This is a genomic window from Pseudomonas sp., assembly GCF_032058845.1.
Lineage (GTDB): Bacteria > Pseudomonadota > Gammaproteobacteria > Pseudomonadales > Pseudomonadaceae > Aquipseudomonas.
Genome location: NZ_DAMCCR010000006.1, coordinates 1 through 13,933, shown reverse-complemented (window position 1 = coordinate 13,933; position 13,933 = coordinate 1). Strand labels below are relative to the sequence as shown.

14 protein-coding genes are annotated in these 13,933 nt (G+C 64.5%); 4 read left to right on the top strand and 10 right to left on the bottom strand.

Features of this window, described 5'->3' with window-relative positions; translation table 11 throughout:
* Positions 1-96 precede the first annotated feature (96 nt).
* The 10 genes from RT028_RS02280 to RT028_RS02235 form a co-directional block, all read right to left on the bottom strand.
* Complete coding sequence (locus tag RT028_RS02280) at positions 97-570, bottom strand: thioesterase family protein (protein WP_312932004.1); 474 nt, start codon at positions 568-570, stop codon at positions 97-99.
* A gap of 32 nt (positions 571-602) precedes the next feature.
* Positions 603-1,556, bottom strand: a complete 954-nt coding sequence (locus RT028_RS02275; protein ID WP_312932002.1) for a PDR/VanB family oxidoreductase — start codon at positions 1,554-1,556, stop codon at positions 603-605.
* 59 nt (positions 1,557-1,615) lie between these two features.
* Positions 1,616-2,548 (bottom strand): 3-hydroxyacyl-CoA dehydrogenase NAD-binding domain-containing protein, encoded by a 933-nt coding sequence (locus RT028_RS02270; RefSeq protein ID WP_312932000.1) that lies wholly within the window; start codon positions 2,546-2,548, stop codon positions 1,616-1,618.
* Positions 2,548-3,297, bottom strand: a complete 750-nt coding sequence (locus RT028_RS02265; protein WP_312931998.1) for an SDR family oxidoreductase — start codon at positions 3,295-3,297, stop codon at positions 2,548-2,550. Before RT028_RS02265 ends, RT028_RS02270 begins: the two co-directional genes overlap by 1 nt.
* Positions 3,298-3,301: 4 nt before the next feature.
* Positions 3,302-4,723, bottom strand: coding sequence for an aminobutyraldehyde dehydrogenase (locus RT028_RS02260; protein WP_312931996.1), 1,422 nt, complete (start codon positions 4,721-4,723; stop codon positions 3,302-3,304).
* Between the two features lie 20 nt (positions 4,724-4,743).
* A complete protein-coding gene (locus RT028_RS02255) occupies positions 4,744-5,673 on the bottom strand; it encodes a 3-keto-5-aminohexanoate cleavage protein (RefSeq protein ID WP_312931994.1) in 930 nt (309 codons plus the stop codon).
* Positions 5,674-5,681: 8 nt separating this feature from the next.
* A complete protein-coding gene (locus tag RT028_RS02250; RefSeq protein ID WP_312931991.1) occupies positions 5,682-6,440 on the bottom strand; it encodes an SDR family oxidoreductase in 759 nt (252 codons plus the stop codon).
* Positions 6,437-7,579: a ring-hydroxylating oxygenase subunit alpha gene (locus RT028_RS02245; RefSeq protein WP_312931983.1), complete on the bottom strand. Its 1,143-nt coding sequence runs from the start codon at positions 7,577-7,579 to the stop codon at positions 6,437-6,439. Before RT028_RS02245 ends, RT028_RS02250 begins: the two co-directional genes overlap by 4 nt.
* Before the next feature lie 159 nt (positions 7,580-7,738).
* Positions 7,739-8,737, bottom strand: a complete 999-nt coding sequence (locus RT028_RS02240; RefSeq protein ID WP_312931980.1) for a GlxA family transcriptional regulator — start codon at positions 8,735-8,737, stop codon at positions 7,739-7,741.
* A gap of 105 nt (positions 8,738-8,842) precedes the next feature.
* On the bottom strand, positions 8,843-9,616 hold the full coding sequence (locus RT028_RS02235) for an AraC family transcriptional regulator (protein WP_312931978.1): 774 nt from the start codon (positions 9,614-9,616) through the stop codon (positions 8,843-8,845).
* A 242-nt stretch (positions 9,617-9,858) separates the two neighbouring features.
* Here RT028_RS02235 and RT028_RS02230 point away from each other — a divergent pair, with 242 nt between their 5' ends.
* The 4 genes from RT028_RS02230 to RT028_RS02215 form a co-directional block, all read left to right on the top strand.
* Positions 9,859-11,475, top strand: a complete 1,617-nt coding sequence (locus RT028_RS02230) for an APC family permease (RefSeq protein ID WP_312931976.1) — start codon at positions 9,859-9,861, stop codon at positions 11,473-11,475.
* A gap of 23 nt (positions 11,476-11,498) precedes the next feature.
* A complete protein-coding gene (locus tag RT028_RS02225) occupies positions 11,499-12,425 on the top strand; it encodes a 4-hydroxyproline epimerase (protein ID WP_312931974.1) in 927 nt (308 codons plus the stop codon).
* A 69-nt stretch (positions 12,426-12,494) separates the two neighbouring features.
* A complete protein-coding gene (locus RT028_RS02220; RefSeq protein WP_312931971.1) occupies positions 12,495-13,442 on the top strand; it encodes a dihydrodipicolinate synthase family protein in 948 nt (315 codons plus the stop codon).
* Positions 13,443-13,497: 55 nt separating this feature from the next.
* Positions 13,498-13,933 (top strand): aldehyde dehydrogenase family protein (locus RT028_RS02215; protein WP_312931968.1); only part of this gene is annotated, 436 nt, incomplete at its 3' end.

The window sequence follows — 13,933 nt, the reverse complement described above, 5'->3', positions numbered from 1 at the left end:
ACGCAATTCCTCTCTGTAGCAGCTATGGGAAGCGGCAGTTTTTGTTGTTCAGAGGTAACGCAGTCTTGTTGTTTAAGGGGTGTAGCAACGCGTGTTCTAGCGGCGTATACCGATGACGCGACCGCAATAACCAGGGCGCGGCAGTAACTGATGCGCCTCATGAATCTCACGGATGTTCGCTGCAACGGACGGGGCGAATTTCGCCGCACGCCCCGCGTCGCTGGCGATGTTCATGAGCATCTGTTCACTGACCGCCAGCTGCACGGCATCGCTGGGGCGGTACAGGTAGTGGACGATGTGCAAGCGTTTGCTGTCGTGATCGATGATGTGCGTGAACACCTGCACCTGCTCGCCCAGGCGGGTTTCGCTGAGGTAGTTGATGTGGGCTTCCAGCGTGTACAGCGTCTGCCCGTAGCTCGCCCGAGCATCGGCATCGAGGCCGATGTGATCCATCAGCGCATCGGTGGCATGGCTGAAGATCAAGCCATAGTAGGCATCGCGCAAGTGGCCGTTGTAGTCGATCCAGTCTTCGACGATGGTGGCCTGGTGGATCAGCAGCAGGTTGTTCACGAGGACGTCCTTCCAGAAGTGCAGTGCGTGGGTCAAAGGTCGAGCACGAGGCTTGGCGAAAGCGAGCGGGACACGCAGATCATCATCACCTCGTTGCTCTTGCGTTCGGCAGCGCTCAGCACGCTGTCGCGATGGTCGGGAATGCCCTCCAGTACGCAGATCTCGCAGGAAGCACAGGTGCCTTCACGGCACGAGCTGTCGACGCGCAGACCGTTGGCCTCAAGCACCTGCAGAATGCTTTTCTCAGCGGGCACTTCGAATGACTTCCCGCTTTTGGCGAGTTCGATGGTGAAGGCGGTGTCAGCGCCTGAACGCGTCGGTTCCTTGGGCGTGAACCATTCGAAATGCACCTGCTCGTCGGGGAAGCGGCTGGCGGCCGCTTCGACGGCGAGCATCAATGGGGTGGGCCCGCAGGTATAGAAATGCACATCGCCCGGCTGCCGCTCGACTGCCCCGGCGACGTCGAACAAGCCACCGGCCTCATCGTCGGCGTGCAAGGTAACCCGATCGCCAAATGCGCGAAGTTCTTCCAGAAACGCTGCGCGCTGCCGGCTGCGCACCAGGTAATAGAGATGCCAAGGCCGACCATGGCGCTCGCACCACTGGATCATCGACCACACCGGTGTGATGCCGATACCGCCTGCAAAGAACACCAGGCGCGGCGCATCTTCCTGCAAGGCGAAGTGGTTGCGCGGTGGGCTGACTTGCAACGTGTCGCCGACACGCAGCGACTGATGCACTTGCTTCGAGCCGCCCCGGCTGAGGGGTGCAAGGCCGACGCCGAGGCAATAGCGGTCACGCTCCTGGGCGTCGTTACACAGGGAATACTGCCGAACCAGCCCTCCCGACAAATGCAGTTCCACATGAGCGCCAGGGCTGAACGCGGGTAGCGCGTCGCCAGAGGGCGCGCGCAGTTCGATGACCATTACGCCTTTGGCTTCGGCGATCAGGTCGGTGATCTGTAGGGTCAAGCGGTCATCAGGCATGGCACACCTCTCGCAACGGCAAATCCGCCCGGAACGCCACGCGCGTGCCGGGCTCACACTCAACGGCGCCGCAGGGGCGTGGTTGCCTTCAACATCTGGGTGATCAACTGGTCGCGGTCGGTGGCCAGCGACGCCCAGCTGCGGGTGCCCGCTTCCTGGCGTACGCCTTTAACCAACAACGCGGCGGTGTCTGCGTCCAGGCGCGGCTCACCGAGATCGTCCCACCAGCCGTTGAAGCTGTCGGCGTATTTCTCGCAGAACGACGCCAGGCCCTCCGAGCCGCCGCCCAGGTGGAACAGCAGGGTCGGCCCCATGGCCGCCCAGCGCAGCCCTGGCCCTGCCCACACCGCCTTGTCGACGTCTTCCACACTGGCCACGCCGCTCTTGACCAGGTGAATCGCTTCACGCCACAACGCAGCCTGCAAACGGTTGGCGACATGCCCCTTGACCTCGCGGTTGACGCGAATGGTCACCTTGCCGACCAGGTCATAGAAACGCTCGGCCCGCTCGACCACAGTGGCCGCCGTTTTCTCGTTGCCCATGACCTCGACCAGCGGGATCAGGTGCGGCGGGTTGAAGGGATGGCCAAGAATGAAATGCGAAGGGTCTTTCCAACCGGCCTGCATCTCGCCCAGACGCAAACCAGAGGCGGACGATGCCACGATGGCGCCCGGCTTCAGCGCAGCCTCCAGCCGCGCGAACAGCTCATGCTTGATGGCAATGCGCTCGGGCACGCTTTCCTGGACGAAATCAGCGTGCCGCACGGTGCTGGCCACGTCGTGGTGGAAGCTCAGCTGGCCGGGCTCCCCCTGCACCAGGCCCAGCTCGCGCAGGGTCGGCCAGGCGTTGTCGATGTAGCTGCGCACGTCGGCTTCGAAGGTCGGTGACGGGTCATACACTGCCACGTTGCGCCCGGAGGCGAGGAACAGTGCTGCCCAGCTGGCGCCGATCACACCCGCGCCAATCACCGCGACATTTTGGAATTCACGCATCAGAAGAACCTCGGTTGTAAGGGAGAGGCACTGGTCAGGCCGCCGTCGACGACGAAGCACTGCCCGGTGATGAAACGCGCTGCGTCCGAGGCCAGCCACATCACCGTTTCGGCAATGTCGTCGGGCTGTCCGAAGCGGCCTGCCGGATGGCGGGCCAAGGCGTCGGCCTTGGCTTTTGCCGGGTCATGCGCGAGGCCGAAGGCGTCGTCGGCCATGGCCGTCATGATCCAACCGGGGCATACGGCGTTGCAGCGCACCTGCGGGCCATGGTCCACCGCGATGGAGCGCGTGAGCCCGTGCACGAAGGCTTTGGAGGCGTTGTAGATCGCCATGCAAGGGTCAGCGGTGTGTCCGGAAATCGAGCCCAGGTTGATGATCGTGCCGCCACCTTCGAGCATGCCCGGCAGCACGGCCCGACACAGGTTGAACGTGCCGCGAGCGTTGACCCCCATGACCTCGTCCCAGTCAGCATCAGTGCTGTCCAGTACGGTTTTTTCGACCTGCACGCCGGCGTTGTTGACGAGAATCTGCACCCGTCCAAAGCGTTGTTCGGCACGCTCGACCAGGTAGCGGGCGTCTTCAGGTCTGGCCACATCGGCCTGCACCCACTCGACGCCGGCATCCAGATGCCGGGGCCTGGCGCCACGGCCACAGGTCACCACCCGATGACCTTGCGCCACACATTTCTCGACAATGGCACGGCCGATGCCGCGGCTGCCGCCGGTCACGATTACCGTTGAGTGGTCCATGCGCTCACCCGTGCGCCAGCATGACGTGGCGAACGCTGGTGTAGGCATCCAGCGCGAACACCGACATGTCGCAACCGTGACCCGATCCCTTCATGGCCGCCCACGGCATTTCCGGCGTCGCTACACCATGGGTATTGACCCACGTGAAGCCGTAGCGCAACCGGCTGCTGGCAGCCATTGCGCGGCCACTGTCACGGGTCCAGATCGACGAGGCCAGGCCGTAGCGAGTGGCGTTGGCGATCTCTATAGGGTCCTGGTCTTCGGTGAAGCGCGACACGGTGATCACCGGGCCGAACAGTTCCTGGGTGGCGATTTCAGCCTGGTGGTCGACATCGGCGACCACCGTCGGGCTGTAGAAGAAGCCGCCGCCAGGTTCGACCTTTCCACCCGTGACTATGTCGGCACAGGCCCGAGCACGCTCGACGAAGCCGGCCACACGCTGACGGTGCACCTCGGTCACCAGCGGCCCCATTTCAGTGCCAGGCGCCCGGGGCGCACCGACCTTGATGGAGGCCGCCGCTTCGGCCAAGGCACTGACCACGCGGTCGTAGATCTTGCTGGCGACCAGTACCCGACACGGCTGCGCGCAATCTTGCCCGGCGTTGAAGAAGGCCGTGGCGCGCAGGGTAGCGACCAGTTTTTCGATATCGGCGTCTTCATACACGATCACCGGGGCCTTGCCGCCCAGCTCGACATGCACCTGACGCATCTGCTGCGCAGCCGCACGCATCGCCGCGCTGCCGGTAGCGGCTGAACCGGTGATGCTTACAGCCTCGATGCCTTGAGCGTTGATCAGGCGCGAGCCGGTCGTGGTGCCCGCACCGTGAACGATGTTGATCACGCCCTTGGGCACGACATCGGCCAGCAACTGACCCAGGTACAAGGTCGACAGCGGGGTCACTTCAGACGGTTTGAGCACCACCGTGCAGCCAGCGGCCAACGGCGCTGCGAGCTTCCAGGCCGCCATCATCAGCGGGTAATTCCAGGGCGCGATGGCAGCGACCGGGCCAATCGGGTCCCGTCGGATCAGGCTGGTGTGGCCGGGGACATATTCGCCTGCCGCCACACCCGCCATCGTCCGCGCCGCGCCGGCAAAAAAGCGGAAGGTGTCGAGGGTCAGTGGCATTTCGTCGTCGAGTGCAGACGGCCATGGCTTGCCGACGTTCTGGCTTTCCAGCGCGGCCAGGGTTTCGGCGTTTTCCTCGATCACGCTGGCGATGTCCAGCAGCAGCGCCGAGCGCTGCGCCGGCGTGGTGCGTGAGTACGAGTCGAAAGCGTCATGCGCACCGCGCACCGCGCTGTCCAACTGATCATCATCAGCCTGACCGATGCTGACGATCTGCTCGCCCGTGGCAGGGTCGATGACGGCCAGTGGCGCAGCCGCGCCTTCAACCAGCTCGCCGTTGATCAACAGGTGGGTTTGCATGGCATCTCCTTGATCAGCCATCACAACGTGATGTTGGCGCGGCCCTTGAGGCCCAGACGCGCACGGGCTTGCTCGGGTGTGGCAACGGTGAGCCCGAGGTTTTCGACGATGCCGCGAATCTTCAACACCTGTTCGGCGTTGCTCTTGGCCTTCTCACCTGCGCCGATGAACAGGCTGTCTTCGAGCCCGACTCGCACGTTGCCGCCGAGCATTGCCGCCTGGGTGGCGAAGCTCATCTGGTTTTTCCCAGCGGCCAGCACCGACCATTCGTAGTCTTTGCCGAACAGCTTCTGCGCCACGGTGTGCATGTGCATGAGGTTGTCCAGGTCGGCGCCGACGCCGCCCAGCACGCCGAAGACGATCTGGATCAGAAACGGCGGTTTGACCCAGCCCTGGTCGATGATCCACGCCAGGTTGTACAAGTGGCCCAGGTCATAGCACTCGAATTCGAAGCGGGTGCCGTGGCCCTCGCCCAGTTCTTTGACGATGTATTCGATGTCGGCGAAGGTGTTGCGGAAGATGAAATCGCGGGTGCTGTCGAGAAACGCCGGCTCCCAGTCGTGCTTCCAGTTCGAGTATTTGGCCTTCATCGGGAAGATGCCGAAGTTCATCGAGCCCACGTTCAGCGAGGCCATTTCCGGGCTCACCGCCAGCGCTGCGCGCAGACGCTCTTCACGGGTCATGCCCAGGCCGCCGCCGGTAGAAACGTTCAGCACGGCATCGCTCTGGCGGTTGATCTGGCCCATGAAGTCCTGGAACAGCTCAGGGCGTGGGTCCGGTTTGCCGGTTTCCGGGTTGCGAGCATGCAGGTGGATGATCGAGGCGCCGGCGTTGGCCGCTTCGATGGAAGACTCTGCGATTTCCTGCGGGGTGATGGGCAGGTATTCCGACATGGTCGGGGTGTGCACGCCACCGGTGGTGGCGCAGGTGATGATCACGGACTTGGGCATGGCGAGGCTCACAATTTCATTTGTTGGACTTGGGCGGTCAGACCGCCGTCGAGAATCCACAGCTGGCCGCTGGCATAGCGGGCCTCGTCACTGGCCAGCCAGTACACGAGGTTGGCGACATCCGCCGGTGTGCCGTAGCGCCGGGTCGGATGAACGTCGCGCACGGCCTTTTCAAGGCTGGCGATGTCGCCGTTGTTCTGGAAGAAACTGCGCAGCATCGGTGTATCGATGTAGCCGGGGCACACCGCATTGACGCGAATGCCTTCAGGGCCATGGTCACAGGCCATGGCGCGGGTCAGCGCGTGCACCGCGCCTTTGCTGGCGCAGTAGGCGGCCAGGCCCGGGTCGGCGATGAAGCCGTCATAGGAGCCAAAGTTGATGACGCTGGCGCCAGAGCTTTCACGCAGCAACGGCAACGCGTGCTTGCTGACCAGGAAGGTGCCGGTCACGTTGACGGTGAACACGCGGTTCCACACTTCAAGGGTGGTGTCCTCGATGGTGTGCTCCACCTCGATGCCCGCTGCGTTCACCACTACATCGAGACGCCCCTGCTCCTGCGCAACCCGCTGCAGCGCGGCCTGCACGTCGGCTTCATCGCCGACGTTCAGCTCCACCGCTACTGCGCCAGGCACCGGGTGTTGCTGCGAAAGGTCGGCGGCATACACCACCGCCGCTTCCTTGAGCAGGCGCTCGCACACGGCCCTGCCGATGCCGCCTGTGCCGCCAGTCACCAAAGCGACACGGCCCTGAAGGCCGCCGCCGCTCATGACTGCACGCTACGTGCGTAGGCGTCCAGGACCAGGCCATGGAAGTGGTGCAGCGCGTGCTCGGATTTGCCAGAGCCGGCCGGGTCGGTGACGATCCGGCCTTGCTCGAACGCCGGCGTCTGCATGCCGCGCTGCACGTTCTCGACCAAGGAAATGTCTTCGACCTGCAGCACCTCGTCCAGATAGCGAATGGCCTCGCGCTCCATCTCGTCCGGCTCAGGGGTTTCCAGGAAGAAGTCGTAGGTTTCCAGCGTGCGGTCCGGGCCCACCGGCACGATGTTGAGCACGATCATCGAGCTGCGGCCGGGGTAGCGCATCAGGCACGTGGTGGGCCACAGCCACCACACGGCGTGGGTGCGCACACTGGCTTTGGAGGTGTCGTAGGCCGAGTTCTGGCCTTGTCCGGCCTCGGCCATGTGGCTGGAATAGATGCCGTGGGTATCGACCTTGTAGGTATCCATGTCGACCAGGGTGCAGAAGTCCTTGTGCGCGGTCGGGCAGTGGTAGCACTCGAGGAAATTGTCGACCACGTTCTTCCAGTTCGACTTGATCTCGTAGGTCAGCCGATGGCCAAAGGTCAGGTTCTCGACATCGGGCGCCCAGTGCATGACCTCTTTGGCCAGGTCACCGGACTGCTCGCTGAGCGGCGCTGCAGTCGGGTCGAGGTTGACGTAGACGAACCCGCAGAACACCTCGACCTGCACCGGGCTCAGGTGAATCTGCTCCTTGTCGAAGTCTTTCAGGCCACTGACATGGGGCGCCGCAACCAGCGCGCCGTTGAGGCCGTAGCACCAGGAGTGGTAAGGGCAGGCGATGCGCCGGGTCTTGCCTTCGCCTTGCAGCACCGGGTGGGCGCGGTGCTTGCACACGTTGTAGAAGGCGCGCAGCACACCTTCCTGGTCACGGACCACGGCGATGGGCTGGCCGGCGATGTCCACGGTGGTGTAACTGCCAGGCTCGCGGACCTTCTCGACATGGCACACCCACTGCCAGCTCTTGCCGATGATTTCCTGCTGATCGAGGCGGAACCACTCCGGCTGGACATAGGCGTCAGCGCGCAACGATTGGGAGAGCAACGGGTCGGGATCGTAACCCTGCTTGATCGATTCGAATTGGCGAGGATGCAGCAACTCAGACATATCAACGGCCCTTTTATTGTCACGAGCATGGGGTTTTGCTCGTTCTGTGGGGTTGATAGTGGTCGGGTTGAAACCTCGGAAATATTCATATTTCGACGACTTTTTTGTTTAATTCGTCGGGGTCGTTTTTAGGTAAGTCTGTGAAATTCGCGACAGTGTTCAACGCTCCTTGCCCGGCTGGTGCATAGGCCAGGCCCGGTAATTGAACGGCACCCTGCCCTCCAGGCGGTCCTGACGCGGCGTCAACCCGAAGCGTTCGCGGTAGATCTTGCAGAAGTGCGACTGATTCGGAAAACCCGAGGCAACGCCCACTTTGGTCAAGGCCATGCTGGTCTGCGTGACCAGCCCGCGAGCGCGATCCAGGCGGATGTCGCGGTAATACAGCGCGGGCGTCTTGTGGGCGATGTCGCGGAACAGGCGGTCGAGCTGGCGCTGCGAAATGCCCACCCGCTCACTGATCTCCGGAATGCTGATGACTTCCTCCAGGTGGGTTTCCATGAGCTTGATGGCCTGCGCCACCGCTGGCGGAATCGTCTGCCCCAGGGGCTGATGATCCTGCGGGTTCTGCTGGGTGTTGCCAGGGCGCAACTGCTGATGGAACACATAGCGCGCGGCCTCGTTGGAGACGGTCTCGCCGTGCATGCTGCGGATCAGTTGCAGCGCGGTATCGGTCGCGGCGCCCCCACCGCAACAGGTGAAACGGTTGTCGTCGAAGACGTACAGGTCTTCGACGATGGTGATGTCCGGGTACAGCTCGATCAGCGCGTCGATGTGTTCGTAATGCGCCGTTGCCTTGCGCCCGGACAGCAGCCCCGCTTCTGCGAGGAGGAAAGTGCCGGTGTCGATTGCCCCGAGCATGCAGCCCTGGCTCGCCCACCCCCTGAGCAGGCCGTGCAGCTGCGGGCTGTGGAATTTCTCAGGCGTCCAGCTGCAGGACACCACGACCAGGTCCCAGTGCTCGGCGCGCACGCTGGCCACCGACTGCGTCAACACATCCATGCCATTGGAGGCGCGGATACCGCCGCCGGGCATCGACGCAAACTTCCACTCGTAGTGCGCCGCGCCGGTGAGATAGTCGGCCGCGCGTAACGGATCGACGAAGGCCGACGTGGCAGCGGCATTGAAATCGGGAAAGAGGATCACAAGACACCTGAACACGCTGATCTCCGAGTGAGGGGCAGGCGCCGATCATAGGCCACTCTGGCCAGGGCCGTGACACCCGTCGTGGACGGGCGGCCGCCAGGCGCGCACAGGCCACCGATCTCACTGCAGCGTGGCGCTGCGATAGTCCCGCGGCGTAAACCCCGTCAACTGCTTGAACTGGCGGCTGAACGCACTGTGATCGGTGTACCCGCAGCGCAGCGCCACCTCGGTGATCGGCACGTCCGAATGCAGCAGCCGGTGCGCCTGTTCGAGCCGCGCCTTTTGGATCATCTGCCGCGGCGTGAGGTGGAATACCCGCTTGCAGTAGCGCTCCAGCTGGGCCACCGACATGCCGGCGATGCGGGTCAGCTCGCCCAGGCTGATCGGCTGATGGAAATGCTGGCGAATGTGTTCGTCCACGGCGGCCAGGCGCTGGTACGCCGGGTGGGTGTGGGCGGCGGATTGCAGGTCGACCGAGATGCCCACCAGGCCAATGATCTCGCCTGTCTGGTTGTACAGCGGGCGCTTGTGGGTCAGGCACCAGCCGGGTTCGCGGCTGCCATACAGGTGCAGTTCCAACTGATCTTCCAGCACGCGCCCGTCCTTGAGCACACGCCGGTCCTGCTCGGTGTAGCCGGGGCCCAGCTGCGCCGGAAACACCTCGGCACTGGTCTTGCCCAGCAAGGGTTGCAGGCGTTTGAGCCCGCAACGCTGCACCAGCGTGGTGTTGGCCAGCACGTAGCGCGCCGCTGAATCCTTGATGAAGATCGCCGCGTTGGGAATGGCGTCGAGAATCGGCAGCAGCAGCGACACCCCGGCAAGCAACGCTTCGAGGTTGGCCGGGCGGTATTGCTCCAGACACGGATACAGCAGGGCCAACGGGGTGTGGGTCATCTCTCGAGCCCTTGTGCGATGAGGTCTGGAGCCTAGCGCCGCAGCCTTTGTCGCCGCCACCGCTTTCTGGCGACTGTGCCGATTTCGTCACCGCACCTGCCGAAAACCATCAAGAACCGCCGCCCCGATCGGTTCAGGCTATGCCCCATGCAAGCCGCCCACGTTCGAGCAGAGCGCGGCCCATACGCTGTAACTCGTGACATCAGACCTGCCTATCCAATAACCAACAAAAAGGCGAACCCATGTCAGGCAAATTCAAGAAACAGTTGTCATTGCTGGACCTCACCTTCATCGGCCTTGGCGCCATCTTCGGCTCGGGCTGGCTGTTCGCGGCCAGCCACGTCTCGGCCATCGCCGGGCCTGCGGGGATTCTGTCGTGGTTCCTCGGCGGCTTTGCGGTGCTGCTGCTGGGCATCGTCTATTGCGAGCTGGGCGCGGCCCTGCCCCGCGCCGGCGGTGTGGTGCGCTATCCGGTGTACTCCCACGGCCCGCTGCTGGGCTACCTCATGGGCTTCATCACCCTGATCGCCTTTTCCAGCCTGATTGCCATCGAGGTGGTCGCCTCGCGTCAATACGCAGCGGCCTGGTTTCCGGGGTTGACCAAGATCGGCTCCAGTGACCCCACGGTGCTCGGCTGGCTGGTGCAGTTCGCCCTGCTCGGGCTGTTCTTCGTGCTCAACTACCGCAGCGTGAAGACCTTCGCCAAGGCCAACAACCTGGTCAGCGTGTTCAAGTTCATCGTGCCGCTGCTGGTGATCGGTGTGCTGTTCACCTTCTTCAAGCCGGAGAACTTCGAGGTACAGGGCTTTGCCCCGTTCGGCCTGTCGGGCGTGGAAATGGCGGTGTCGGCCGGTGGCGTGATTTTTGCCTACCTGGGCCTGACGCCGATCATCTCGGTAGCCAGCGAGGTAAAGAATCCGCAGCGCACCATCCCCATCGCGCTGATTCTGTCGGTGCTATTGTCGACCGCCATCTACTCGCTGTTGCAACTGGCGTTTCTCGGCAGCGTGCCGACCGAGATGCTGACCAACGGCTGGGCGGCTGTGTCCAAGGAACTGGCCCTGCCTTACCGCGACATCGCCATGGCCCTGGGTGTGGGCTGGTTGGCCTACCTGGTGGTGGCCGATGCGGTGATCTCGCCCAGCGGCTGCGGCAACATCTACATGAACGCTACCCCGCGCGTGGTCTATGGCTGGGCGCAGACCGGCACCTTCTTCCGCTACTTCACCCGCATCGATGAACAGTCCGGCATTCCGCGCCCGGCGCTGTGGCTGACCTTCGCTCTGTCGGTGTTCTGGACCCTGCCGTTCCCGTCGTGGGAAGCGCTGATCAATGTGGTGTCCGCTGCGCTGGTGCTGAGCTACGCGGTGGCCCCGGTCACCGTCGCTGCGCTGCGTCGCAACGCCCCCGACATGCCGCGCCCGTTCCGGGTCAAGGGCATGGGCGTGCTCGGGCCGCTGTCGTTCATCATCGCTGCGCTGATAGTCTACTGGTCGGGCTGGAGCACCGTGTCGTGGTTGCTTGCCCTGCAGATCCTGATGTTCGTGCTGTACCTGCTGTGCGGCCGCTTCGTGCCCACCCAGCACCTGTCGCTGGGCCAGCAAGTGCGCTCGTCGGCCTGGCTGATCGGCTTCTACGCCGTGACCATTCTGCTGTCGTGGCTGGGCAGCTTCGGCGGCCTGGGTGTGATCGGCCACCCGCTCGATACCGTGGCCGTGGCCGTCTGCGCCCTGGGCATCTACTACTGGGGCGCGGCCACCGGCGTGCCGGCGCATCTGGTGCAACTCGAAGGCGAGGATGAAAGCGAAGCCGTCGGCGAACCCACCCCTGGCCAGCACGGCAATGCCGTTGCTTCCTGATTGATCCGCTGAGGGAGACGCACATGCACCACGTACACATCATCGATTCCCACACCGGCGGTGAACCCACGCGCCTGGTGCTCAAAGGCTTCCCGCAATTGCTGGGCCGGACCATGGCCGAGCAACGCGACGAGCTGCGCGAGCGCCACGACCACTGGCGCCGCGCCTGCCTGCTGGAGCCGCGTGGCAACGACGTGCTGGTGGGCGCGTTGCACTGCTCGCCCGTGTCGCCCGGGGCCACCTGCGGGGTGATCTTCTTCAACAACGCCGGTTACCTGAACATGTGCGGCCACGGCACCATCGGCCTGGTCGCCTCGCTGCAGCACCTGGGCCTGATCGAACCGGGCGTGCACCTGATCGACACGCCGGTCGGCCAGGTCAGCGCCACCTTGCATGACAACGGTGAGGTGACGGTCGGCAACGTGCCGTCCTACCGCTACCGCCAGCAGGTCGCGGTCACCCTGCCCGGCCACGGTGTGGTGCACGGCGATGTCGCCTGGGGCGGCAACTGGTTCTTTCTGGTCAGCGAGCACGGCCAGCGCCTGGAACTGGACAACCGCGAGGCACTCACCGACTACACCTGGGCGCTGCTCAAGGCCCTCGAAGCGCAAGGCATCACCGGGGAAGACGGCGCGCCCATCGACCATGTCGAGCTGTTCGCCGATGACCCCAACGCCGACAGCCGCAACTTCGTCATGTGCCCCGGCAAGGCCTACGACCGCTCGCCCTGTGGCACCGGCACCAGCGCCAAGCTGGCGTGCCTGGCCGCCGACGGCACGCTGGCCGAGGGCCAGATCTGGTTGCAGGCGAGCATCACCGGCAGCCAGTTCCAGGGCCGTTACGAACGTGACGGCGAGCACATCCGCCCGTTCATCACCGGCCGCGCCTACATGACCGCCGACAGCACCTTGCTGATCGACGAGCAGGACCCGTTCGCCTGGGGCATCTGACCCCGCCGTTTCTCACTGAATGTTTGATCTTCAACTCTGAACACTGCACATCGCCAAGGAGCAATCACAATGAACAACAACCTCTTCAGCGGCACCATGCCAGCCCTCATGACCCCTTGCACCGCCGAGCGCACGCCGGACTTCGACGCCCTGGTGCGCAAGGGCCGCGAGCTGATCGAAGCCGGCATGAGCGCGGTGGTGTACTGCGGTTCGATGGGCGACTGGCCGCTGCTCAGCGAAGCCGAGCGCCAGGAAGGCGTGGCCCGGTTGGTAGCGGCCGGCATCCCGACCGTGGTCGGGACGGGCGCTGTGAACAGCCGCGAGGCGGTGTCCCATGCCGCCCATGCCGCCAAGGTCGGTGCGGCCGGGCTGATGGTGATTCCACGGGTGCTCAGCCGCGGCGCCTCGCTGATCGCGCAGAAGCATCACTTCTCGGCGATTCTCGCCGCTGCCCCGACCCTGCCGGCGGTGATCTACAACAGCCCGTACTACGGCTTCGCCACCCGCGCCGACCTGTTCTTCGAGCTGCGCCGCGAATTCCCCAACCTGATCGGCTTCAAGGAATTCGGCGGCGGCGCCGACCTGCGCTACGCCGCCGAGCACATCACCTCCCAGGATGATGCGGTGACGCTGATGGTCGGCGTCGACACCCAGGTGGTACATGGCTTCGTCAACTGCAACGCCACTGGCGCCATCACCGGGATCGGCAACGCCTTGCCGCGCGAGGTGCTGCAACTGGTCAGCCTGAGCAAGCAGGCGGCCAAGGGCGACGCCCGCGCCCGCCGTCTGGCGCGCGAGCTGGAAGCGGCGCTGGGGGTGCTGTCGTCGTTCGATGAGGGCTGCGACCTGGTGCTGTACTACAAGCACCTGATGGTGCTCAACGGCGACCGCGAGTACGCCCTGCACTTCAACGAGACCGACGCCCTGACCGACGCCCAGCGCAATTACGCCGAACAGCAATATGCGCTGTTCCGCAGCTGGTATGCGAGCTGGTCGGCCGAGCAGAACCTGGCCTGATGAAACAGGGGCTGCCCAGCAGCCCCGATCCTGCCCGTCTTTCAAAGGAAGCCCCATGACCCTCACAGGCAATCTCCTGATCGGCCAGACCCCGGTCACCGGCACCCGCGACCCCATCCACGCCATCGATCCGGCTACCGGCCAGACGCTGCAACCGGCCTACCCTGGCGGCAGCGGCGAGCACGTAGCCCAGGCCTGCGCCCTGGCGAGCGCGGCGTTCGACACCTTCCGCGAGACAGCGCTGGCGCAACGCGCCGCGCTGCTCGAGGCCATCGCCACGCAGATCGAAGCCTTGGGCGATACCCTGATCGACCGCGCCGTCGCTGAAAGCGGCTTGCCCAAGGCGCGCATCCAGGGCGAACGTGGCCGTACGTGCAGCCAACTGCGCCTGTTCGCCCGTGTGGTGCGCGACGGCGAATGGCTCGACGTGCGCGTGGACCCGGCACAGCCGGCACGGCAACCGCTGCCACGCCCCGACCTGCGCCAGCGGC